The organism is Burkholderia sp. Bp9031 (assembly GCF_003857965.1).
Lineage (GTDB): Bacteria > Pseudomonadota > Gammaproteobacteria > Burkholderiales > Burkholderiaceae > Burkholderia > Burkholderia ambifaria_A.
Genome location: NZ_QTPW01000012.1, coordinates 97,710 through 118,901, shown reverse-complemented (window position 1 = coordinate 118,901; position 21,192 = coordinate 97,710). Strand labels below are relative to the sequence as shown.

General features: G+C 65.8%; 21 protein-coding genes. 7 read left to right on the top strand and 14 right to left on the bottom strand.

Features of this window, described 5'->3' with window-relative positions; translation table 11 throughout:
* The first annotated feature begins 9 nt into the window (after window positions 1–9).
* Window positions 10–537, top strand: a complete 528-nt coding sequence (gene tssJ, locus DIE15_RS17960) for a type VI secretion system lipoprotein TssJ (protein WP_242431803.1) — start codon at window positions 10–12, stop codon at window positions 535–537.
* Window positions 538–694: 157 nt separating this feature from the next.
* Here tssJ and DIE15_RS17955 read toward each other — a convergent pair whose 3' ends face one another.
* Complete coding sequence (locus tag DIE15_RS17955; protein WP_124833966.1) at window positions 695–1,903, bottom strand: benzoate/H(+) symporter BenE family transporter; 1,209 nt, start codon at window positions 1,901–1,903, stop codon at window positions 695–697.
* Between the two features lie 223 nt (window positions 1,904–2,126).
* Window positions 2,127–3,152, bottom strand: a complete 1,026-nt coding sequence (locus DIE15_RS17950) for a fatty acid desaturase (protein WP_124833965.1) — start codon at window positions 3,150–3,152, stop codon at window positions 2,127–2,129.
* Window positions 3,153–3,448: 296 nt separating this feature from the next.
* Between DIE15_RS17950 and DIE15_RS17945 the strand changes: the two genes are divergently transcribed.
* Window positions 3,449–4,273, top strand: a complete 825-nt coding sequence (locus tag DIE15_RS17945) for a phosphate/phosphite/phosphonate ABC transporter substrate-binding protein (RefSeq protein ID WP_124833964.1) — start codon at window positions 3,449–3,451, stop codon at window positions 4,271–4,273.
* A gap of 40 nt (window positions 4,274–4,313) precedes the next feature.
* Here DIE15_RS17945 and dbpA read toward each other — a convergent pair whose 3' ends face one another.
* From dbpA to DIE15_RS17920, 5 genes are all read right to left on the bottom strand, one after another.
* Window positions 4,314–5,711: an ATP-dependent RNA helicase DbpA gene (gene dbpA / locus DIE15_RS17940; RefSeq protein WP_057926302.1), complete on the bottom strand. Its 1,398-nt coding sequence runs from the start codon at window positions 5,709–5,711 to the stop codon at window positions 4,314–4,316.
* Entirely contained in the window at window positions 5,708–5,905 is a 198-nt protein-coding gene (locus tag DIE15_RS17935; protein ID WP_057926444.1) for a hypothetical protein, read from the bottom strand. The genes dbpA and DIE15_RS17935 overlap by 4 nt, the downstream gene beginning before the upstream one ends.
* Window positions 5,906–6,325: 420 nt before the next feature.
* On the bottom strand, window positions 6,326–7,987 hold the full coding sequence (gene mqo, locus DIE15_RS17930; protein WP_175825948.1) for a malate dehydrogenase (quinone): 1,662 nt from the start codon (window positions 7,985–7,987) through the stop codon (window positions 6,326–6,328).
* A gap of 585 nt (window positions 7,988–8,572) precedes the next feature.
* The gene (locus DIE15_RS17925) at window positions 8,573–8,902 is read right to left on the bottom strand and encodes a hypothetical protein (RefSeq protein ID WP_124833962.1); all 330 of its coding nucleotides are present in this window, start codon (window positions 8,900–8,902) and stop codon (window positions 8,573–8,575) included.
* 61 nt (window positions 8,903–8,963) lie between these two features.
* Complete coding sequence (locus DIE15_RS17920) at window positions 8,964–9,452, bottom strand: Lrp/AsnC family transcriptional regulator (protein WP_057926304.1); 489 nt, start codon at window positions 9,450–9,452, stop codon at window positions 8,964–8,966.
* Between the two features lie 125 nt (window positions 9,453–9,577).
* On the opposite strand from DIE15_RS17920, the gene DIE15_RS17915 reads away from it, so the two are divergent.
* Complete coding sequence (locus DIE15_RS17915; RefSeq protein WP_057926305.1) at window positions 9,578–10,615, top strand: histone deacetylase family protein; 1,038 nt, start codon at window positions 9,578–9,580, stop codon at window positions 10,613–10,615.
* Between the two features lie 70 nt (window positions 10,616–10,685).
* On the top strand, window positions 10,686–11,831 hold the full coding sequence (locus DIE15_RS17910; RefSeq protein WP_124833961.1) for a branched-chain amino acid ABC transporter substrate-binding protein: 1,146 nt from the start codon (window positions 10,686–10,688) through the stop codon (window positions 11,829–11,831).
* 53 nt (window positions 11,832–11,884) lie between these two features.
* Here the strand turns inward: DIE15_RS17910 and DIE15_RS17905 are convergent, their stop codons facing one another.
* Window positions 11,885–12,760 carry a mechanosensitive ion channel family protein gene (locus tag DIE15_RS17905; protein ID WP_057926307.1) on the bottom strand — a complete coding sequence of 292 codons (876 nt, stop codon included), beginning with the start codon at window positions 12,758–12,760 and terminating at the stop codon, window positions 11,885–11,887.
* Between the two features lie 329 nt (window positions 12,761–13,089).
* On the opposite strand from DIE15_RS17905, the gene DIE15_RS17900 reads away from it, so the two are divergent.
* Together DIE15_RS17900 and DIE15_RS17895 are read left to right on the top strand one after the other, a co-directional pair.
* Entirely contained in the window at window positions 13,090–14,460 is a 1,371-nt protein-coding gene (locus tag DIE15_RS17900) for a M23 family metallopeptidase (protein WP_124833960.1), read from the top strand.
* A gap of 206 nt (window positions 14,461–14,666) precedes the next feature.
* Window positions 14,667–15,188 carry an Rrf2 family transcriptional regulator gene (locus DIE15_RS17895; protein ID WP_057926309.1) on the top strand — a complete coding sequence of 174 codons (522 nt, stop codon included), beginning with the start codon at window positions 14,667–14,669 and terminating at the stop codon, window positions 15,186–15,188.
* A gap of 85 nt (window positions 15,189–15,273) precedes the next feature.
* Here the strand turns inward: DIE15_RS17895 and DIE15_RS17890 are convergent, their stop codons facing one another.
* The 4 genes from DIE15_RS17890 to DIE15_RS17875 all read right to left on the bottom strand — a co-directional run bounded on the left by DIE15_RS17890 (window position 15,274) and on the right by DIE15_RS17875 (window position 19,115).
* Window positions 15,274–16,479, bottom strand: a complete 1,206-nt coding sequence (locus DIE15_RS17890; protein ID WP_057926310.1) for an NAD(P)/FAD-dependent oxidoreductase — start codon at window positions 16,477–16,479, stop codon at window positions 15,274–15,276.
* A gap of 357 nt (window positions 16,480–16,836) precedes the next feature.
* Window positions 16,837–17,577, bottom strand: a complete 741-nt coding sequence (locus DIE15_RS17885; protein ID WP_057926446.1) for a fucose-binding lectin II — start codon at window positions 17,575–17,577, stop codon at window positions 16,837–16,839.
* Between the two features lie 193 nt (window positions 17,578–17,770).
* Window positions 17,771–18,595, bottom strand: coding sequence for a fucose-binding lectin II (locus tag DIE15_RS17880; RefSeq protein ID WP_124833959.1), 825 nt, complete (start codon window positions 18,593–18,595; stop codon window positions 17,771–17,773).
* Window positions 18,596–18,725: 130 nt separating this feature from the next.
* Window positions 18,726–19,115, bottom strand: coding sequence for a fucose-binding lectin II (locus tag DIE15_RS17875; protein WP_057926312.1), 390 nt, complete (start codon window positions 19,113–19,115; stop codon window positions 18,726–18,728).
* A 678-nt stretch (window positions 19,116–19,793) separates the two neighbouring features.
* On the opposite strand from DIE15_RS17875, the gene DIE15_RS17870 reads away from it, so the two are divergent.
* Window positions 19,794–20,198 carry a peptide ABC transporter ATPase gene (locus tag DIE15_RS17870; RefSeq protein ID WP_124833958.1) on the top strand — a complete coding sequence of 135 codons (405 nt, stop codon included), beginning with the start codon at window positions 19,794–19,796 and terminating at the stop codon, window positions 20,196–20,198.
* Window positions 20,199–20,389: 191 nt separating this feature from the next.
* Here DIE15_RS17870 and DIE15_RS17865 read toward each other — a convergent pair whose 3' ends face one another.
* Both DIE15_RS17865 and DIE15_RS17860 read right to left on the bottom strand, forming a co-directional pair.
* The gene (locus tag DIE15_RS17865) at window positions 20,390–20,710 is read right to left on the bottom strand and encodes a helix-turn-helix domain-containing protein (RefSeq protein ID WP_124833957.1); all 321 of its coding nucleotides are present in this window, start codon (window positions 20,708–20,710) and stop codon (window positions 20,390–20,392) included.
* Window positions 20,707–21,045, bottom strand: a complete 339-nt coding sequence (locus DIE15_RS17860; RefSeq protein WP_057926314.1) for a SymE family type I addiction module toxin — start codon at window positions 21,043–21,045, stop codon at window positions 20,707–20,709. The genes DIE15_RS17865 and DIE15_RS17860 overlap by 4 nt, the downstream gene beginning before the upstream one ends.
* Window positions 21,046–21,192 lie beyond the last annotated feature (147 nt).

Sequence of the window (21,192 nt, the reverse complement as noted above, 5' to 3'; positions counted from 1 at the left end):
GGAGTATCAATGTCCATTCGTTTCGCCATTTCAACCGTCTTGTCGGTCTTGCTGCTGTCTGCATGCGGCGCCTGGCAGTCCGTCTCGGACGCCTCGACGAGCGCGTATCGCTCGGTGTTCTTCAAGCAGGTCAAGGTGCTCAACGTCGATCTGTCTGCCCGGGAGGCGTTGAACCCCGACGACGCCGGTCGCGCGACATCGGTTGCGGTGCGCGTGTATCAGTTGAAAGATCGAAAAATGTTCGACGGCGCGTCCTACGAGGACCTGCTGAAGAATGACCGGACGGTGCTTGCGCAAGACCTGCAGACGAACCTTGCCGCCGTGTTGAACCCGGGAGCGTCGGCGAGCCTTTCACAGCCGATGCAGGCCGATACGAAATACGTCGCGATCGTGGCGTTCTACCGCAATCCGGGCAACGGTGACGGGTGGAAGTATGTGATCGAAAAGAAGAAGCTCGACGCGGACAAGCCGTTGAAACTCGAGCTTGTCGATCAGCTTTTGCTGGTCAGCGGCGCTCGTCGCGACACATCGAGGTAGTGGCTGACTGGCCGGTCGTCGTGACGATCCTCGAAATGCAAAGGACATCATCTGACCTGATCCGCGCACTGGGTGAACCGAATCGAGAGATCCGACGATCCCGTGCCCGAGCCGGCATTGCATCGAGTGTTTGAGTGCGGCGGAACTGTGCGCCTGCTCAATCCCCCCGACGCCCCCGCACCCTGCTCAACACCGCATACGCGACCGATCCGATCACGATCCCCCAGAACGCGGAGCCGAGCCCGAGCCAGGTCATCCCCGATGCGGTCGCGAGGAACGTGATCACCGATGCTTCGCGATGGTCCTCGTCCTCGAAGATCCCGTGCACGTTCGCGCCGATCGCACCGATCAGCGCGAGCCCCGCGAGGATCGCGACGAAGGCTTTCGGCAGCGAGAAGAACAGCGTGACGATGGTTCCCGCAAAGAGCCCGCCGATCAGGTAGATCACGCCGTTCGCGATGCCCGCGATGTAGCGTCGGTCGGAATCCTCGTGCGAGTCCTTGCCGGTGCAAAGCGCCGCGGTGATTGCCGCGACGACGATCGTGATCCCGCCGAAGCACGCGACGACGAGCGACATCACGCTGGTCGCGGTGATGATCGGCCGGGCGGGCGTGTGATAGCCCGACACGCGCAGGATCGTCATCCCCGGCAGGAACTGGCCGGTGAGGCTGACGACGACGAGCGGCAGCGCGAGGCTGAGCGTGGTGCCGAGCGTCCATTCCGGCGCGATGAAGATCGGCCGCGCGACGCTTGGCGACACGTTGCCGAGATGCGTCATGCCGAGCAGCGTCGCGAGCGCGGCACCCGTCAGCAGCACGAGCACGATGCTGTAGCGCGGCAGCAGGCGCTTGAAGATCACGTACGCCGCGATCATCCCGAACCCGAGCACCGGCTGCGCGGTCGCGGCGGAGAACGCGTGCATGCCGAACGGCAGCAGGATGCCGGCCATCATCCCGCAGGCGATGCCGCGCGGAATGTGGCGCACGAGCCGGTCGAAGTAGCCGGTGATGCCGATCACGAGGATGATCAGCGCGGCCGTGATGTACGCGCCGACGGCCTGGTTCAGCGTCAGCTGCGGAAAGAGGCCGACGAGCAGCGCGGTGCCGGGCGCCGACCACGCGGTCACGATCGGCACCTTCAGCTTCCAGCTCGCGAATAGCCCCGAGATGCCCGCGCCGATCGAGATCGCCCAGACCCACGACGTCACCATCGCGTTGGACGCATGCGCGGCCTGCGATGCCTGGAAGAAGATCGCGAGCGGGCCGGCGTAGGAAATCAGCACCGCGAGAAAGCCCGCGGTGATCGCGGAGACGGACCAGTCGTTGCCGATCGAGCGGATCGCGCCGGGCGAGGTGTTCGGTTGCATCGTCGTAGCGGAGTGCGGCGCGCGGCCGGGAGGCAGGGCCGGGGCGAATGATTGTTGGAAGCCCCGGACGAGCCGTCATTCTGGGCATTGCCGACGGAATTGGCAATTCGTCGACGCAGATCGGTGTTGTCGGCTTTTCGTAAGGAATGCGTGCTGCGTCGGCTATGCGCGTGCGTCGTGGGGAATCGGGCGGCTTCACGAGGAAGCGAGGTGCGATCGGGCGCTACGTACTGATCTGCAGATACCCGTCGACCGCAGCCACTTTCGCGCCGCTGCCGGTCGACAGCGACGCTGTACCCTGATCGAACGGATGCACGGGCGCATCGGTCGGCGTCCAGGCATGGCGCGTGAGCAGTTCGCGATATCCGCCGCGAATCACGAAGCCGCCGCATTTTTCCGCATACGCGTCGCGCCGCATCCGGTACGCGCGCGGCAGGTCGTACCACGGCAGCTTCGGCAGGTCGTGATGCACGAGGTGGTAGTTGTTGTTCAGGTACAGCAGCCGCATCGCGAAACCGGCTTCGTTGATCGCGATGCGCGCCTTCGGATGCCGTGCGGCACGATGCTCGAAGAGCGACCGGACCATCGCGAGCGACAGCGCCGGCCACGTGACCGCCAGCAGGTAGTACCACCACGGCACGCCGATCGCCCACTGCAGCCACGCGAGCACAGCGACCACGCAGGCCGCGTGCGTGATCCACATCCGCAGATAGCGGAAGTCGCCGCGCCGGAATGCGCCGAACGCGTTGGCGAACATCGCGGCGACGCTCGTCGGCGGCCCGACCACGAGACGTCCGACGAAGGTGGTGCGCGCAACCGTCAGCGCACGACGCCAGCTCGGCAACGGTGCCCACCGTTCGCGCGACACGTAGTTCGTTTCCGGGTCGACGCCGGGCACGGTCAGGTCCTCGTCGCGGTGATGGTCGAGGTGCGTGTCGCGATAGAGCGTGTACGGATACCAGATCGTCAACGGCGGATAGCCGAGCAGGCGGTTCACGAACGCGGAACGCGTCGGATGGCCGTGCAGCAGTTCATGCTGCAGCGACATGTGCCACGCGCCGAGCAGGATCAGCGGCGGCGTCGCGGCCGCGAGCGGCAGGCGCCCGGCGCGTACGAGCAGCAGCACGGCGAGCCAGCCGCCGTAGATCGCGACGACCAGCAGCCAGGTCGGCCATTCGGTGCGGGCAGTGAAGCGGGTGTCGAGCGCGGCGATCGCGTGTGCGTGGTCGACGTCGAAGTATTCGGCCATGGTGCTGGGGCGGGATGAAACGGGTGATGCGGGTAGCGGACGATCGCGCCGGTACGGGGCGCGATGCGATTGGCCGACATGCGTCGCGGCTTGCGGTCAGTCGCGAAAGCAGCATCCGACGAAATCGCGACACGGGAACGCTACCCGGGCCGCGTAGTCAGGCCAACCAAGCAATTCGCATTTGCTTATCGCTGCGCGGCCGATAAGCATTGACGTCCCCCGCCGCGCATCGGCTCCCACCGAAGCGCAAGCGAACGGGCTTTCTCGAAGGCACTTCCGATGCGTAGAATGCGCGCATGAGCCAATGGATCGCCGGACTGCCGATGTACAACGTGACGCCGCGCCACGCCGCACGGTGGCGTGCGTTGCTGCGTGATGCGCTCGATGCGTTCGCGCGCACCGGCGGGCCTGCCGGCGTCGTGCTGCTCGACGAGCCATTCGGCGATCTGCACACGCTGTGGCGGCGCGACGACCTGCTGTTGTCGCAAACGTGCGGTTATCCGTACCGGATGCTCGGATTGCGCGATGCCGTGCACCTGATCGCGACGCCGGCCTTCGATGCGCCGGGCTGCGACGGCGCGCGCTACAGCAGCGTGCTCGCCGTATCGGCGCGCGTGCATGCGGGCGGCGCGACGACGCTGGCTGCCTGTCGCGGGCTGCGCGCCGCGTTCAATGGTGCGGATTCGCACAGCGGGATGAACGCGTTCCGGCATGCGGTCGCGCCGTATGCGCCTGACGGACGTTTCTTCGGATCGGCCGTGTCGTTCGGCTCGCACCTGAACGTGCTGCGCGCACTGGCGTGCGGCGACGCCGATTGCGCGGCGCTCGACTGCGTGACGTTCGCATACGTGCGCGATGCGCTGCCCGAGCTGTTGAACGAGATCCGGATCATCGGCATGACGGCGTCGGCGCCGGGGTTGCCGCTGATTGCGTCGAAGGCGCTGGAAGGCGCGCGGGTGGAGGCGTTGCAGGATGCGCTCGATCACGCGGTCGCGCTCGATCCGGAACGGGCGGGTGTGCTGCGGCTGAAGGGATTCGAGCGCCTGCCGCCGGGCGCGTACGACACGATTGCCCGGTTTGCGGAGGACGCGGCCGCGCACGGGTATCCCGAGCTGGGGTAATGCGACGGCGCGGCTGCCGTGGCAGCCGCGCCGCTTGAGATCACTCCTCGTCCATCAACCGGACCTTGACCCGCTTGCCCTTGATCTTCCCCGCATTGAGCTTGCGCAGCGCGTCTCGCGCAACACCGCGTTCGATCGCGACATAGGTCGAGAACTCGGTCACGTTGATCTTGCCGATCTGCTTGCCGTCGAATCCCGCATCGCCGGTCAGCGCGCCGAGCACGTCGCCCGGGCGGATCTTGTCCTTGCGCCCGCCGAGGATCTGCAGCGTTTCCATCGGCGGCGTCAGCACGCCGTCGTCGGCCGGCTTCAATTCTGCGAGCGGATGCCATTCGACCTCGCGCTTCTGCGCCTGCTCGATCCCGCCGACGCGGCCCATCTCGTCCATGCTGGCGAGGCTCAGCGCCCAGCCGTCCTGATCCGCGCGGCCCGTGCGGCCGATGCGGTGCACGTGCACCTCGGGGTCCGGCGTCACGTCGACGTTGATCACCGCTTCGAGCTGCGCGATGTCGAGCCCGCGCGCGGCGACGTCGGTTGCCACCAGCACGGAGCAGCTGCGGTTCGCGAACTGGATCAGCACCTGGTCGCGCTCGCGCTGGTCGAGCTCGCCGTGCAGCGCGAGCGCGTGGAAGCCCTGCGCGTGCAGCACGTCGAGCAGGTCGCGGCACTGCTGCTTCGTGTTGCAGAACGCGATCGTGCTTACCGGCCGGTAGTGGTTCAGCAACTGGCCCACCGCATGCAGCCGCTCGTTTTCCGTCACTTCGTAGAAGCGCTGGCGGATCTTGCTGTTATCGTGGCGCTCCTCGAGCTTCACTTCCTTCGGGTTGCGCAGGAACTGCTGGCTCAGCTTCGCGATGCCGTCCGGATAGGTTGCCGAGAACAGCAGCGTCTGGCGCGTCGTCGGGCACATCCGCGCGACCTTCGCGATGTCGTCGAAGAAGCCCATGTCGAGCATCCGGTCGGCTTCGTCGAGCACGAGCGTGTTCAGCGCGTCGAGCTTCAGGTTGCCGCGGTCGAGGTGATCCATGATGCGGCCCGGCGTGCCGACGACGATATGCGCGCCGTGCTCGAGGCTCTGCGCCTGCGGGCGCATCGGCGTGCCGCCGCAGAGCGTCAGCACCTTCACGTTTTCCTCGGCGCGCGCGAGGCGGCGCACTTCCTGCGCGACCTGGTCGGCGAGCTCGCGGGTCGGGCACAGGACCATTGCCTGCACGTCGAAGCGGCGCGTATCGAGGCGCGAGAGCAGCGCGAGCGAGAACGCGGCGGTCTTGCCGCTGCCCGTCTTCGCCTGCGCGATCAGGTCGTGGCCGGCCAGTGCGATCGGCAGGCTCGCGGCCTGGATCGGCGTCATGTCGACGTAACCGAGCTGCGCGAGGTTCGCGAGCGCGGCGGGCGTCAGCTGCAGCGCGCTGAAGGGCGTGGCGGTCGGCTGGGTCATTCCAGGTCTCCGAGGTAAGGGCGGCCTTCCAACTGCTCGTAGACGACCGTGCCTTCGTCGTCTTCGAAGCGTTCGAGATAGTTGCGCGCGCCGCACAGCGGGCAGCGGAACAGCAGCCCCTGGCCTTCGTCCTTGATGACGACGTCGGACGTCTCCCACTGCGTGCCGCAGCTCTGGTTTCGGCAGGTAAACACGGTCTTTCTCCAGCTGAATTCGGTTGGTGGCGCGCCCGGCGGGCGCGGCAACGGCGTGCGGCGCTCGCGCGGCTCGGGCGCGGGCCGCACCGGCGGTCACGTGGACCGCGTCGATGCGGGTGGTGGATCGGATGGCGACGGCGTCGCGCGTGCCCGCAATTCTAGCGGATGCGGGCGGCAGCGGACGACCGGTAGCGGGCTATTGGCGGTGGGGCGGCCCGGCAAAGGCAACCGGCAGAGGCAACCGGCAGAGGCAACCGGCAGAGGCAACCCAGCGAAGGCAACCCGGCGAAGGCAACCCGGCGAAGGCAACCCAGCGAAGGCGCAGCCCGCCGGCGCTCGCGGCGCCGCCTGCATCGCCATGAAAAACGGCCGCCCCGGAGGGCGGCCGTGCGGTGCGGCGAAACGGGGCCGGACGCGTTACAGCGCCATGTCGGTCGATGCCTTCGCGGGGCGCGCCGGGGCAGCGCCGGTTGCCTGCGACGGCGCGTTCATGTCGATCTTCGGCGGCGGCGACAGCTGCAGCACGCCGCTCGTATAGGTCCATTCCTCGACGACCTTCACCGGGCTGTCGTTCAGCTTCGTGCCGTAGCTCGGCACGATCTGGCGGATCTTCTGCTGCCATTCGGGCGTCGCGACCTTATCCTTGAACACCTTCTGCATCAGGTTCAGCATGATCGGCGCGGCCGTCGATGCGCCCGGCGATGCGCCGAGCAGGCCCGCGATGCTGCCGTCCTGCGAGCTGACGATCTCGGTGCCGAGCTTCAGCACGCCACCCTTCTTCGGGTCGCGCTTGATGATCTGCACGCGCTGGCCGGCCTGCCACAGGCGCCAGTCTTCCTTCTTCGCGTCCGGGAAGTATTCCTTCAGCGCGTTGAAGCGGTCGTCGTCGGACAGCATCAGCTGGCCGGCCAGGTACTGGACGAGCGGAAATTCGTCGACGCCCACGCGCATCATCGGCGCGACGTTGTGCAGGTTGGTGCTCTTCGCGAGGTCGAAGTACGAGCCGTTCTTCAGGAACTTGGTCGAGAACGTCGCGAACGGCCCGAACAGGATGATCTTCTTGCCGTCGATGATTCGCGTGTCGAGGTGCGGCACCGACATCGGCGGCGAGCCGACCGACGCCTTGCCGTACGCCTTCGCGAGATGCCGCTTCACGACCTCGGGGTTGTCGGTCACGAGGAACGAGCCGCCGACCGGGAACGCGCCGTAGTCCTTCGCCTCGGGGATGCCCGACGCCTGCAGCAGGTGCAGCGCACCGCCGCCCGCGCCGATGAACACGAACTTCGCGTCGACGGCCTGCGGCGGCTCATCCGAGTGCAGCTTGACCCACGACACGTGCCACGTGCCGTCCGCGTTGCGCGAGATCTCGCGCACTTCGCTCGACAGCGACAGCGTGAAGTTCGGCTGCGTCTTCAGGTAGCCGACGAACTGGCGCGTGATCTCGCCGAAGTTCACGTCGGTGCCGATCGGCGTCCAGGTGGCGGCGACCTTCTGCGAACGGTCGCGGCCTTCCATCATCAGCGGCACCCACTGCCTGATCTGGTCGTAGTCTTCCGAATACTGCATCCCGCGGAACAGCGGGCTCGCCTGCAGCGCGTCATAGCGCTTCTTCAGGAAGCGGACGTTGTCGTCGCCCCATACGAAGCTCATGTGCGGCGTCGAGTTGATGAACGAATGCGGATTCTTCAGCACGCCCTGCTTGACCTGCCACGCCCAGAACTGGCGCGAGATCTGGAAGGACTCGTTGATCTCGATCGCCTTCGAGATGTCGATCTTGCCGTCGGCCTTTTCCGGCGTGTAGTTCAGCTCCGCGAGCGCCGAGTGACCGGTGCCCGCGTTGTTCCAGCCGTTCGAGCTTTCGAGCGCGACGCCGTCGAGGCGCTCGACCATCGTCATCGACCAGTCGGGCTGCAGCTCATGCAGCCACACGCCGAGCGTCGAGCTCATGATGCCGCCGCCCACCAGCAGGACGTCGACCTTCTTCGTATCGGCGGCATGCGCGGACGACGCGGCGATGCACAGCGCGAGCGCCGACAGTATTACCCGTAACGTTTTGATCACAGCAGATCCCTTTTTCAACTTGGATGCATCGGTTTGCCATGCCGCCCGGCGGATGCGGATTCGCAACCGGTTCGCGTATCCGGAGATCCGGACCGCGAATCCGGAATTCCGGATCGATCGCGTTCGCCGTTGCATTTGCGCACGCGAAACCGTTGCGAAGGACACCTTCGGATCGACTTCATGCGCTCATGCGAACGCCTGCGTCGCGATCGTGCGACGGGCGCGCAGGCCCTTGCTGCGGGCCTCGCCGGAAGGCGCTTCGGGCTGCATCGCAAGAGGCCGCGCGCAATGCGTTTCGCGGGGGCGGGGTGGCAAGGGGCGCGTAATATAACCGAACTCGGTCAACGTGTCGCACGCGCAAAATATCCTTGTTTTCGTGGGGTTTTTTGCGCGTCCGGGTTTCCGGAACGACGGTGCGAGGAACGGGAAAATGCGCAGGGACCGGAGCGGGCGATGCACGCGCTCGACATGCGTCGCACCGATGCGGAGCGACAAAACGAAGGAGCGCCGTGCCGTCCATGCGCCATTCAATGCGCGACGAGCGCGCGTAATGCGTCGCAGCGGTACTTCATCGTGATGTCGCGGCATGGCGCCGCGACCCGGTCATTTCGCCAGATTGTTCCGGCAGAACTGCTCGAACGCTTGCGCCGAATTCGCGAACCCCTTCTGTTTCGCGAGTTCCCACGGGCGTTCGCATTGTTGCGTCTGTTCGCACCATGTGTAGCCGGCCGAGCCGATGCAGCCGTGCGTATCGCGATCGCCGCCGACGACTGGCGGCGCGGCCTGCGCGGTCTGCGTATCTTGCGTGTGCTGCGTGGATTGTCCGGCGACATCGGCCGGCAGAGGGGTAGGCGGCTGCGTCGCGCACGCGCTCAATGCAAGCGTAGCGGCAATCGTGGCGGCAAGCGACGCGGAAGGAATGAACTGTTTCATCGGGTAGCGCTCCATGGGATGACGATCGACGGCGGATGCCCGTGCATGGGCGAAGGGGCGTTCACGCATCCGGCACCGGCACGCGCGACGAGAACTTGACCTCGCGCAGCGCGAGGCTCGACTGGATCGACGACACGCCGGCCTGCTTTCTCAGCACGCGTTCGACGAATTCCGCATACGCGTCGAGATCGGTGGCGACGACCTGCAGGATGTAGTCCGCCGCGCCGGTGATCTTGTGGCACGACGTCACTTCGTCGTGACGCCGCATCACGTCCTCGAAGTGATCCGAATCCTGGTCCGAATGCATGTTGAACGTGACCTGCACGAACGCGAACACGTTCATCCCGAGCGCGCGGCGGTCCAGGTTCGCCTGGTAGCCGGTGATCACGCCTTCGTCCTCGAGCCGCTTGCGCCGCCGCCAGCACGGCGTGACGCTCAGCGACAGCCGTTCGCCGAGCGTCGCGTTGGACAGCGCGCCGTCTTCCTGCAGCAGGCGGAGCATCGCGCGATCGACGCCGTCGAGTTCCACTGAAGCGCGATTTTTGCTCATTCCCGGGTCTCCGTAGACGGTTTTCTCAAAATTGTATGAAACGAAGAGGTGAAAAGCAAAGTTATTGCCGGCTGGCGTCAATAGACTGTTGCTACCCCTCACAGCCTTCACTGCAACGGTCAACCATGCTCACGGTCTACAGCAGCGATCATCATCTGCATCGCGGCGTCGAACTGAAGGACGGCGCGATCACCGATTCGTTCGAGAACCCCCTTCGCGCCGAGACGGTGCTCGCGCAGGTCCGCGCGGCCGGCCTCGGCGACGTGATCGCGCCGCGTGCGTTCGACCGCGCGTGCTATGCCGGCGCGCACAGCGCGCGCTATGTCGAGTTCCTCGCCGGCGCATGGGACGAATGGACCGCGACCGGCCGCACCTGCCAGGCGCTGCCGCTTGTGTGGCCGGTGCGCGCGATGCCGTCGTCGGCCGCGCTGCCCGACTTCATCGACGGCAAGCTCGGTTTCTTTGCAATGGACGCCGGCGCGCCGATCAACGCCGGCACGTGGGATGCCGTGAGCGCGAGCGCGAACTCGGCGCTCACCGGCGCCGATCTGCTGTCGAACGGCGGCGCGCGTGCGGCATTCGCGCTGTGCCGCCCGCCCGGCCACCATGCGGGCCGCGAGTACATGGGCGGCTACTGCTACCTGAACAACGCGGCGATCGCCGCGCAGCACGGCATCGCGAGCGGTGCGGCGCGCGTCGCGGTGCTCGACGTCGATTTCCACCACGGGAACGGCACGCAGGACATCTTCTACGACCGTTCGGACGTGCTGTTCGCGTCGCTGCACGGCGAGCCGGCGGTGTCGTATCCGTACTTCTCCGGCTATGCCGACGAGCGCGGCGCGGGCGCGGGCGAAGGCTTCAACCTGAACCTGCCGCTGCCGAAGGGCACGCAGTGGGACACCTACTCCGCGGCGCTCGGGCAGGCCACTGCCGCGATCGCGAAGCACGCGCCCGACCTGCTCGTCGTGTCGCTCGGCGTCGACACGTTCGAGCACGACCCGATCAGCCATTTCAAGCTGCGCTCGCCCGACTACCTGCGAATCGGCGAAGCGCTCGCACGCCTGCACCTGCCGACGCTGTTCGTGATGGAAGGCGGCTACATGGTCGAGGAAATCGGTATCAACGCGGTGAACGTGCTGCTCGGTTTCGAAGGGCGCGCGTGAGCGCATCGCTTTGCCTGCAATCAACGATGGTCCGGATCACGAACCCACAGCGACAAGGAAGGAGACGAACATGAATCGATATCGGAAGAAGACGGCATGCGCGACCGCGGCCGCGCTGGCATGCGCATTGTCCGCGCTGTCCGCGCATGCGGACGAAGTCGCGCGCATCGGGCACGTCGCGCCGCTGACCGGCGCGATCGCGCATCTCGGCAAGGACAGCGAGAACGGCGCACGGCTCGCGGTCGACGAGATCAACGCGAAGGGGCTCGTGATCGGCGGCAGGAAGGTCACGCTGCAGCTCGACGCTCAGGACGACGCGGGCGACCCGCGCACGGCGACGCAGGTCGCGCAGCGCCTCGTCGACGACAAGGTGGTCGGCGTCGTCGGCCACCACAACTCGGGCACGTCGATTCCGGCGTCGCGCGTCTATCGCGACGGCGGCGTCGTGCAGATCTCGCAGGCCGCGACCAATCCGATGTACACGCAGCAGGGCTTCAAGACGACTTATCGTGTCGTCGCGACCGATGCGCAGCAAGGGCCCGCGCTGGCGATGTATGCGGCGAAGAACATGGGCATCAGGACGGTGGCCGTGGTCGACGATTCGACCGCGTACGGGCAGGGCCTCGCGACCGAGTTCGAGAAGGCGGCGAAATCGGCCGGGATGACGGTGATCTCGCGCGACGCGACCAACGACAAGGCGATCGACTTCCGCGCGATCCTCACGAAGATCAAGGGCGAGAACCCCGACGCGATCATGTACGGCGGGATGGACGCCACCGGCGGCCCGCTCGCGAAGCAGGCTCGCCAGCTCGGCATGCGCGCGAAGATCCTCGCCGGTGACGGCGTGTGCTCGACCGACCTGCCGAAGCTCGCGGGCCCGGCGTCGGACAACGTCGTGTGCTCGGAAGCCGGCATCGCGCTCGAGAAGATGCCGGGCGGCGCGGCGTTCGTGAAGCGCTACGAGGCGCGCTACCACCAGCCGATGCAGGTGTATGCGCCGTTCTCGTACGACGCGGTGTACATCATCGTCGACGCGATGAAGCGCGCGAATTCGACGGATCCGGCGAAGGTGCTGGCCGCGATGCCGGCGACCGACTATCGCGGCGTGATCGGCGAAACGCGCTTCACGCCGCAGGGCGACCTGAAGCACGGCGCGATCTCGGTGTTCACGTACAGGAGCGGCAAGAAGGCGCTGCTCGACATCGTCAGGATGTGACGCAGGCGGGGCGCACGCGCTGCGCGGCATGCGCGGGCGTGCGCCCCGACACGTTACGACGCCTGTACGCGGCGCGGGTCGGCCCGACGCTGCTGTTCGGCATCGTGCACGATGTGCAGCTCGCGCGTGCGGATCGGCAGCGCGCAGTCCGCGTCGTCGAGCGTCTTGCGGACCTGGCGCGCGAGGCGCCAGCGCATCGCCCAGAACGTGTCGGTATGCGTCCATACGCGCATGTTCGCGATGGCCGTGCTGTCGTCGAAGCGCATCACCATCACGTCCGGCGCGGGATCCTTCAGCACGTCGGGGTCGGCTTCGGCCAGCGCGCGCAGCGCGTCGAGCGCACGATCGATGTCGTCGTGCACGGACACTTCCACTTCGAGATCGAGACGGCGCGTCGGATTGCGCGTGTAGTTGCGGATCGAGCTGCCCCACAGCGCGCTGTTCGGCACGTATTCGCAGATGCCGTCCGGTTTCGTCAGTCGCGTCATGAAGAGCCCGACCTCGTCCACCGTCCCCGCGACGCCCGTGCCGCCGTCGATGTAGTCGCCGACCTTGAACGGCCGCAGCAGCAACAGCATGATGCCGGCCGCGATGTTCTGCATCGTGCCCTGCAGCGCGAGCCCGATCGCGAGGCCGGCCGCGCCGAGCACCGCGACGATACTCGCGGTTTCGATACCGAGCTGCGACAGCGCGCCGACGATCGCGACGATGCGGATGCCCCACACGGCGACGTCGCAGAGGATCGGCCGCAGCGTGTCGTCGACGCGTTCCTTGTTCGCGAGCAGACGGTTCAGCCAGTTGCCGATGCGTTTCGACAGCCACCAGCCCGCGACGAGCAGCGCGAGGGCCGCGCAGAGCCTGAGCGAAAGCGTGGACAACGCGTTCCACAGGAACGTCCAGCGTTCCGGATGAAGATGATCGAGAAACATGACGGGATTCCGGTTTGAGGACAGAAGGCGCAACGGGCGGCGGCGTCCGCCGTGATCGGACGGGCATGCGCGCGTGCGTCGGCCGCCCTCGACTGTACACGGCATGAGGTGTTTCGCGCGAATGCACGGGGCTGGATTCCGCGCGTCTTCGCCGTGAAATTGCGCTTTGGTTCATGTACTAAGAGGTTCTAAGAACAAATGGGACTTGTCCTATTCAGCCATGTTGGCCCTGCCGATACACTCGCTTCCAGGCTACCGGATCGCGATGAGCGTTTCTCCGCGGCAACCGGTTCTTTTCCCGTTTTTCATTGATAGCGAGTGACGACGCAATGCGGTTCGACCTGTGTTTACGTCTCGCACGCGAACAAGGTCGATCCGCGCAATGCGGCGCCATCCGCTTTCCGCTCCGCCGCGCGCTGGTGCGCGGTGTCGCTGTTGCGGCGTGGCTTGCCGGCATGCCGGGTGCGGTGGCGTGGGCATCTTCCGATGCCATGCCGTTCACGCCCGTGACGGCGCAAGCGGCCGACCTTGTCGACGTGCCTTTCTTCAGTTCCGCCCGGACCGTCTGGGGCGGCTTGCCGGCGTCGGCGGTGGTGCCGGGCATCGCGCCGGGTTCGCCCGCGGCCCGTGTGCATGCGGACGTCTATGCCGGCATGTTCGTCGTGCGCGCAGGCGCCTGTGCGCCGTACGTCGTCCTCTGCGACGCGGCACGCGATGCGATCGAGCGCAATTACGCGGCCCGTTTCCACTACGGTTTCGCCTCGCCGCTTCCGGCAATCGGTGTGCGGCCTGCATTCGAGCCGCGTCATGTCGATCTGGCGTCCGCAGAGCCGTTCGTGCTCGCGGAGCGGCAGAGCGGCACGCGTGTCGGCGCGATCACCGGCAGCCTGCGCGCGTCGCTCGCGCGTGCCGATCTGCCGGCCGGCGTCGCTGCGCAGGTCACGCGCATGATGGCCGGGCGGCTCGATGTGACGCAGCATGGCGCGGTCGGCGACACCTTCCGCGTCGCGTTCGAACCGGACGACAGTGCAGTCGTGCCGGGCGACGTGCGTGTGACGGCGCTCGATGTCCGCTTTCGCGGCCAGCACGTCGAGGCGGTGTGGTTCGCTGCGGAAGCGGGATCGTCGGGCGCTTACTACGACCTCGACGGCGTACCGCTCGCTGGTGCGCGGTTCGCGATGCCGGTTCGTGCGACGCGAACCAGTTCGCGTTTCGGTGCGCGCGTGCATCCGGTCACCGGCGCGCGTCACGTGCATTCGGGCGTCGATCTCGCCGCGCCGGCGGGCCGCGCGGTCCATGCATCGGAGCGCGGCGTCGTGTCGTTCATCGGCACCGAGCCGGGTGGCTACGGCAAGTACGTGGTGGTGCGCCATGAGGGCGGCTATGCGTCTTACTACGCGCATCTGTCGGCGTTCGAGCCGATGCTGCGCACGGGCATGCGCATCACCCGCGGCCAGCGCGTCGGTGCGGTCGGAAGCACGGGGACGGCGACCGGCCCGCATCTGCACTTCGAGATGCGGCGGCACAATCGTCCGGTCGATCCGGTCGCGCTGGTGCAGGCGACGAATGCGGCCGTGCTGAAGGGCCGGCAGCGCGTGGCGTTCGATCGTGTCGCGCATGACGCGCGTACGCGGCTCGCTTCCGCAGCGTGGTCGCAGCCGGTCGCGATGTCGAAACCGGCTGTGTCGCCCGCCGGCTGAGCGCGCGGCTTCGTCCTCGGTCGGCTGCATCGCCGTGCTCGCAGCGATATGCATCGGCGCCGGATCGACCGGCCGTGGCGTGCATCGTCGCTGCCGATCGGTGGACCCGACCGCGTTGCCGCCGCGCGGCCGATGCAAGCGAAACGAGTGACTTTGTCGCCATCCTGGGCTACGCTCCCAACTCCGATACTCCGAGTCGCAATAACATGTCGTTCATCAGCACCGGCGTCGAGTATGGCCTGCATTGCCTGCTCTACCTCGCCGACACTTCCGCAGGCGTGCGTGACGCGAGCGTGCGTGATCTTGCCGAGATGCAGGGCATCTCCGTCGATTACGCGGCCAAGCTGTTCACGCGTCTTGCGAAGGCCGGGATCGTCGTCTCCAGCGAAGGCATACGTGGCGGATTTGCACTGGCGAAGCCGGCTCGGGACATTTCCGTGCAGGATGTCGTCGAGGCGATCGACGGCGACAAACGGCTCTTCGATTGCCGCGAGGTGCGCGGCCAGTGCGCTGTGTTCGAAGGCGATGCGCCCGCGTGGGCCACGCGCGGCACCTGTTCGATTCACGCGGTGATGCAGGCGGCCGAACAGGCGATGCGCGAGGAGCTGAAAAAGCAGTCGCTCGCCGATCTGGCCGAGCGGGCATGGTCGAAAGCGCCGGCCAGTTACGGCCCCAAGGTGGTTGGCTGGTTTGCCGATCGCGCGGCCAGTCGCGGCAGCGAGCGCTGATTCGCAGATTGGCGGATCAGCGCGGTACGGCAACACGCGGGGCGCATCGAGCGCCCCCCGCATATCGTCGGCGCAAACGCGCCGCTCAGGCCACGACGATCCGCAACGGATCCGCGGCCGCCAGCGCTTCCGCGCGATCCGCGCGCGGCGGATAGATCCACTCGGAATTGATCTGGTGCTTGAGCTTCTTTGCCTCCGCACCCGACAGTTTCACTTCACGATCCCAACCTTCCGTATACACCGCGCCCCACGGGCCGAGGTCCAGGCACGTCACGTATTTCGGCTGGCTGTACGGAATCTGTTCCAGACCCAGCAGATCCGCCGCTACGTTGTGTCCCGCCGAACGGCCCAGGTTCATCGCGTGCTGGCACGACATCATCGTGTGGTTGCCGTCGTCGTCGGTTGCCGCATACGCGACGTCGCCCGTCGCATAGACGCCCGGCACGCCGTCGACCGCGAGGTTGCGATCGACATGCAGGCGCCCGGTCGCATCGCGGCGTCCCGGCACCTGCTCGGTCAGCGTGCTCGCGCGCAGGCCGGCCGTCCAGATCACCGTGCTCGACTCGATGCGCTCGCCGTCCGCCGTCGTGATGCCGCCCGCGTCGACCGACGCGACACCCGAGCCGAGCTTCCACGTCACGCCGAGCGTGCGCAGCGCTTCCTCGATGACGGGGCGCGGACCGGCACCCAGATCCGGGCCGATGGCGTCGTTGCGCTCGACGATCACGACCCGTACGTTCGTATCCTCGCCCAGCGCGGCTCGCAGGCGGGCCGGCATTTCCGCCGCCGTTTCGATGCCGGTGAACCCGCCGCCCGCGACCACGACCGTGTTGCGCGCCACCGAGGGCGGCTGCAGCGCGAGATCGCGAATATGCGCTTCGAGTTCGACGGCTTCGTCGGTCTGATCCACGCTGAGCGTATGCTCCGCGAGACCTGGAATCGCCGGACGGAACAGGCGGCTGCCGGTGGCCAGCACCAGGCGGTCGTAGTCGAGCGCAGACGCCTGGCCGTTCGTGCCGAGCACGTCGACGGTGCGGCGCGCCACGTCGATGCGCTCCACCGTGCCCTGGACGAACTTCACGCCGACTGCATCGAAGATTTCGCCGAGCGGTGCCCGGAAGTTCGCGGGGCCTTCTTCATAGAGGCGCGGACGCACATGCAGATGGGCGTCCGGCGCCACCACGGTAATTTCCACGTCTGTCTTGCCTTGCTCGTCGAGCAGGCGTGCCGCGCTCAGCGCGCTCCACATGCCGGCGAAGCCGGCTCCGATCACAAGAATTCGCTTTGCCACTGTTCAACTCCGATTGAGTGATGCCTGAGGTCGGTGGAACACCGACGTTACCTGGCGCATCGATGCGCTCGATAACTACGATTCTATGAGTCGTAGTTATCGAGCGCAAGTCCTGTGTTCGGGACGGGCTGTTGAAAAATCAGGGCGTGACCAGGAGAAAGCCGAGGCGAGAACAGGGGAATCGGGTTGATATGAGGGCGATCGATGCTCGGTCGCACAAGCAACGCAGCCTTGCTGCGGCGAACCGGATGCGCCGATTTGCCACGGCGGCGGGCCGTATTCGGAGAGGCCGGTACGCCGTGCCAAAGCAAACCGCCACGCCGGGCGGCGTGGCGATGGTCTGCAGGATGCGCGTGCTTAGCCCAGCGGCCAGTTCAGGATCGCGATGCCGTCGTTGTAGTCGCCATCCGTGCCGTCTTCCGACCCGACGAGCCCGAAGTAGGTCTTCTTGAAGATGTCGACCTGACGCGAACCGATCTTCGACGGCTTGCCGTTCGCCGTCACGACCACGCGCACCTTTCCCTTGCCCGAGTTCACGATCTGCGTGTTCAGGTTCGCGTCCTGCGTGCCGGCGCCCTGGAACGTTGCGGCCGGCTTCGCGTTGTCGTCGACGTAGACTTCGATCGTCTGCTGCGCGGACGAATTGACCAGCGCCGTCACGCCGAATGCGATGTTCGGCGGCAGGTTGAAGATGCCGTCGCGTTCGCCGCCGCCGGTCGTCGTGGTATCCGGCTGCGTGGGCTGCGGTTGCGGCGTCGCCTTCGAGAAGTAGTTGACCACCGCACCGACGCCGAACTTCGCCGCGGCTCCGGGCAGCACGCCGGGCGCGCCGGCCCACGTCACCGTGCAGGCGAGCACCTGCCCGGCCGCATCGGCCTTCACCTTGTTCTGCCAGCTACCGACGTCGAAGCTGTACGGGATGGTCGCAATGTCGACGAACACATCGTATTGCGGCAGCTTTTCCACGAGCTGCGCGGTCATGAACTGGCGCATCCGGTCGAGCACCGCCTGGTCGCCGTTCGCCTGTACGGCGGTTGCATCGTTGCCGGCCAGTTGCAGCAGTGCGTACAGATCGTCATGGGTAAACGGTTGTGACATGTCGTCCTCGTCTCGATGAAAGGTCTCGCGTCGCGCGGCCGGCGAGTGGATCTCGCCGTTGTCGCGCACGGAGCACAGCGTGGAACTGCTGATGACTGCTCGAATGAATCGAACCGCAATGTGTGGTTGGCCTCGTCGCCATTGCAGGTTCGGCAGCGGCGCGCATGCCATGCCGCGCCGCGCATCGCCGGGTTCAGCCCAGCGGCCAGTTCAGGAACACGATGCCGTCGTTGTAGTCGTCGTCGGCGCCGTCTTCCGACCCGACGATCCCGAAATACGACTTCTTGTAGAGATCGACCTGCCGCGAGCCGAGCCGCGATGGTTTGCCGTTTGCCATCACGATCACGCGCACGCGCCCCTTGCCGGAGTCGAGCACCTTCGTGCCGAGGTTCTCGTCCTGCATACCGGCGCCCTTGAACGTCGCGGCCGGTTTCGGGTTGTCGTCGATGTAGATGTCGATGGTCTGGTCGTGCGCCGCGTTGGTGAGCGCGGTCACGCCGAACTTGATGTTCGGCGGCAGGTTGAACGTGCCGTCGCGTTCGCCGGTGCCACCGACGTTGCCGCTACCGGCATTGCCGCCCGCACCGGTTTCGCCGCTTCCGCCGCCCTGCGACGACGATTGCGCGGCCGTTTCACCGATCGCGGAAATGCTCGCGTACGAATCGATATGCATCGCACTGCCGCGCACGCTTCTCCATTGGCCTTTCACGAACGTGACGCCGCTGCCGACGTCGATCGTCGCAACCAGCGTGAACGGCATGCGGCCCGTGGCTTCGGGCACCTTCGACGAGTAGGTGAAGCAGCCGTCCGCGACGACGCCCTTATCGGTCGCGATCGCAAAATAGATGCCGGGGAAGTTGTTGCCGGTCGCATAAGGCGTCGGCACGTTGAGGATGACCTGCAGTTTCCCGTCTCGAATCTCTGCTTTGGCGATGTCGATACGCAGGCCGGGGATATCGACGTAGGTCTCCGATGTCGCGACGGGCGCGCTGGTGATCGAAGCCGAAAGGAGCGGCATGGAAGTCTCCGGTGGTAAGGTGGTTTTCGATTGGGGTGTGGCGTGAGAGTCCGCTGAACGGGGGCGCAGACCCGCCGGCCGGCGCAGATGCGGCCAACCGGCGGGGGGCGGTCGCCGATCGTGCGTCAGGTCAGCCGATCGGCCACTGGAGCACGACGATGCCGTCGTTGTAGTCACTGTCGTGACCGTCTTCCGACACGACGATCCCGAAGTTGACCGTGAACGGCGAACCGTCCGATTTCTTGCCGTTGATCGGCGCGAGCCGTGCGTCGGTGGCCGACGTCTTGCCGTTCACCGTCACTTCGAAGCGGAGCTTGCCGTTGCCGGAATTCAGCGTGGCCTCGCGCGGGCCGTCGCGCGTGGTCAGCTTGTGATAAGCGGCCGGTTCCTTGCTGTCGCCGATGAACAGCTTGATATGCTGCTGCTCGGCGGCATTCGCGAAGAAAATCGCGCGGAAGTCGGTGTTTGGCGGGATCGAAAACTCGCCGGCGCGATTCGAGGACGTTTGAGAGTCGGCCATGCTTTCCTCCTGAAGATCGATGGATAAGGCGCTTCACCGTGTCGCGCAAACGTTTGCTGTTTTAAACACGGTTCGGCCAGCATGGCGAAAAATAAATAAAAAAATATTCGATCTGGAATGGAAATTGTTCAGAAAATCGAAAACTGAAACATTCAGATTTAATGGCGCTAATTCGATTGATTGTTATTCGATATATTCAAGAAATTATATCGATGCATGTGACGATTTTCTGAATAATGGATGGCCTGCAGGCGGGAAGGGCGGGGGAGGATCCGGCTGCGGAGCAGGCGCTCGACGTTCGCATATGGCAGCGTGTAGTTTCAACATCGTCTTTCTCTGTCGTGGCCGCGCCCACCGGCCACCACCGAACGCCCACGCCGAAGCCGGATTGCAACGGAGGGGGGTGCGGTGCCGGCGAAGCTCGATGACCGGCTCACTCCGAACTTGAACAGGGCACTCCTCCGGCACCGCACCCGGGAAGCATATCGACCGGCTGTCGCGGTGCCTATCGGACAAGGCTGATTTTTGCGTGCGATGTTGCGATGCGCTGGCCTGACACACCTGACAGGCGTTCAATTTCGAGATTTGCAGTATCGTGCAAGCGGCGCGCGCGCCCGACGTTCGGCGGCTTTTTTCATTTAACCGGCCCGTGTGCCGGGCTCTCACGAGGACAGTGCGATGACGAAACCCGATATTCTGAAAGGCGAAATCAAGAGGCAGGCGCAGGATGCAGACCGCCACAATCTGGCGCGGCCCGCGGTGAATGGCGCACTCTGGGCGCGCGGCTTGACGACGCAGCGCGTGGCCGATCTGTTCAGAACGCTGCCGGGCCTGCCGGGGCACTGGATGCAACTGCAGAACGAGGTCAACGCCGGGAATCGCTATTTCTATGGCGTCCAGAACGGTCACCAGACTACCGACGAAGGAAAGGAACTGATTCGCTGGATCGCCGATGCGGTGGTCAGTGCCGCGCAGAAGGCGGGATTCGATTTTCCGTTGCAGCAGCTTCGGTTTACGGCGGATACCGGGTGGCTGAAGCTGCAGCGGGTGTCGGGGCGGGTGATGGTGTTGTCGCGGCCTTGAGGTCGGAGATGCGTGCGGTGGCGCGCTGCGATGCTGCGACCGGCTCCGGCCGATGATCTTGGCGAGTGCCGCGCACAAGCCGGATTGCGCGTAGTCGGGCTGGCGAACGCAGCGGGTGTTGTAGTCGATGACGAGCGTCTTTCCGATTCCACCGGCGAGAGACGCTCAGTTCGCGCGAGCCTGTGCGCAAGTCAGATCGATACCGTGATACCCGCCGGACGCGACTGTCCCGCAGGCCGCACTACGATCTCCACATGCTGGCCAAACGATACGAGTGTCTGCATCAGCAGATCCAGCGAAACGTTCCGGATCCTGTCGCGCTGCTCCGGGGTGACAACCGGCCGCGCCATCTCGGCAAGCGCTGCGGCCTCGGCCTCGCTCAGGCCGCGCGACGCAATCAGCGCGTTGATCTTGAGCACGAGCGCGGACTTGGCCGACAGCGTGTCGGCATCGTCGAAATCGAGGTCTGTTGGCGCGTTGCCGGCGTATTGGTGTGAGTCGCTGTAATTCATTGCGCGTCCCCCGTGATCACCGAAAATTTCCGTCGCGGCGGTTCCATTGCGGGATCGACGTCGGGCGGCCCATCCTTCCCGAAATGCGCGCTGTTTTCTTCGTCGATCGGCGTAATCACCAGCCGCTTGTGCGTCACCTCGATCCGCAAACGCTGGTTGGGTTCGAAACCCGCTGCCTCGATCCATCGGCCGGACAGCTTCATCCACAGATAGAGGACAGGTGCCATGTCGGTGAGCCTGAGGTGCGGGACAATGCGACGAGTTTGACAAGACGTCTGAGCGTTGACGAAAAAATCTTGAAAACGAACCGGTGCGATATGATTCGCGTCAGCCATGGCTAACTCCTGGTTAGAGTTGGTGGTGGTCAGCGGCTCGCAGGTGTTAGTGGCACTTGCGGGCCGCGCTCGTTTACGCAGCGGATTCGGATCGTCATCTCGTCATATGCTTGGCATATCGAAATGAAGTGATCTTCCGCGCGAAAA

Coding starts and splice junctions, on each gene's coding strand:
- tssJ (WP_242431803.1), top strand. CDS start 10: ATGTCCATTCGTTTCGCCATTTCAACCGTCTTGTCGGTCTTGCTGCTG.
- DIE15_RS17955 (WP_124833966.1), bottom strand. CDS start 1,903: ATGCAACCGAACACCTCGCCCGGCGCGATCCGCTCGATCGGCAACGAC.
- DIE15_RS17950 (WP_124833965.1), bottom strand. CDS start 3,152: ATGGCCGAATACTTCGACGTCGACCACGCACACGCGATCGCCGCGCTC.
- DIE15_RS17945 (WP_124833964.1), top strand. CDS start 3,449: ATGAGCCAATGGATCGCCGGACTGCCGATGTACAACGTGACGCCGCGC.
- dbpA (WP_057926302.1), bottom strand. CDS start 5,711: ATGACCCAGCCGACCGCCACGCCCTTCAGCGCGCTGCAGCTGACGCCC.
- DIE15_RS17925 (WP_124833962.1), bottom strand. CDS start 8,902: ATGAAACAGTTCATTCCTTCCGCGTCGCTTGCCGCCACGATTGCCGCT.
- DIE15_RS17920 (WP_057926304.1), bottom strand. CDS start 9,452: ATGAGCAAAAATCGCGCTTCAGTGGAACTCGACGGCGTCGATCGCGCG.
- DIE15_RS17915 (WP_057926305.1), top strand. CDS start 9,578: ATGCTCACGGTCTACAGCAGCGATCATCATCTGCATCGCGGCGTCGAA.
- DIE15_RS17910 (WP_124833961.1), top strand. CDS start 10,686: ATGAATCGATATCGGAAGAAGACGGCATGCGCGACCGCGGCCGCGCTG.
- DIE15_RS17905 (WP_057926307.1), bottom strand. CDS start 12,760: ATGTTTCTCGATCATCTTCATCCGGAACGCTGGACGTTCCTGTGGAAC.
- DIE15_RS17900 (WP_124833960.1), top strand. CDS start 13,090: ATGCGGTTCGACCTGTGTTTACGTCTCGCACGCGAACAAGGTCGATCC.
- DIE15_RS17895 (WP_057926309.1), top strand. CDS start 14,667: ATGTCGTTCATCAGCACCGGCGTCGAGTATGGCCTGCATTGCCTGCTC.
- DIE15_RS17885 (WP_057926446.1), bottom strand. CDS start 17,577: ATGTCACAACCGTTTACCCATGACGATCTGTACGCACTGCTGCAACTG.
- DIE15_RS17880 (WP_124833959.1), bottom strand. CDS start 18,595: ATGCCGCTCCTTTCGGCTTCGATCACCAGCGCGCCCGTCGCGACATCG.
- DIE15_RS17875 (WP_057926312.1), bottom strand. CDS start 19,115: ATGGCCGACTCTCAAACGTCCTCGAATCGCGCCGGCGAGTTTTCGATC.
- DIE15_RS17870 (WP_124833958.1), top strand. CDS start 19,794: ATGACGAAACCCGATATTCTGAAAGGCGAAATCAAGAGGCAGGCGCAG.
- DIE15_RS17865 (WP_124833957.1), bottom strand. CDS start 20,710: ATGAATTACAGCGACTCACACCAATACGCCGGCAACGCGCCAACAGAC.
- DIE15_RS17860 (WP_057926314.1), bottom strand. CDS start 21,045: ATGGCTGACGCGAATCATATCGCACCGGTTCGTTTTCAAGATTTTTTC.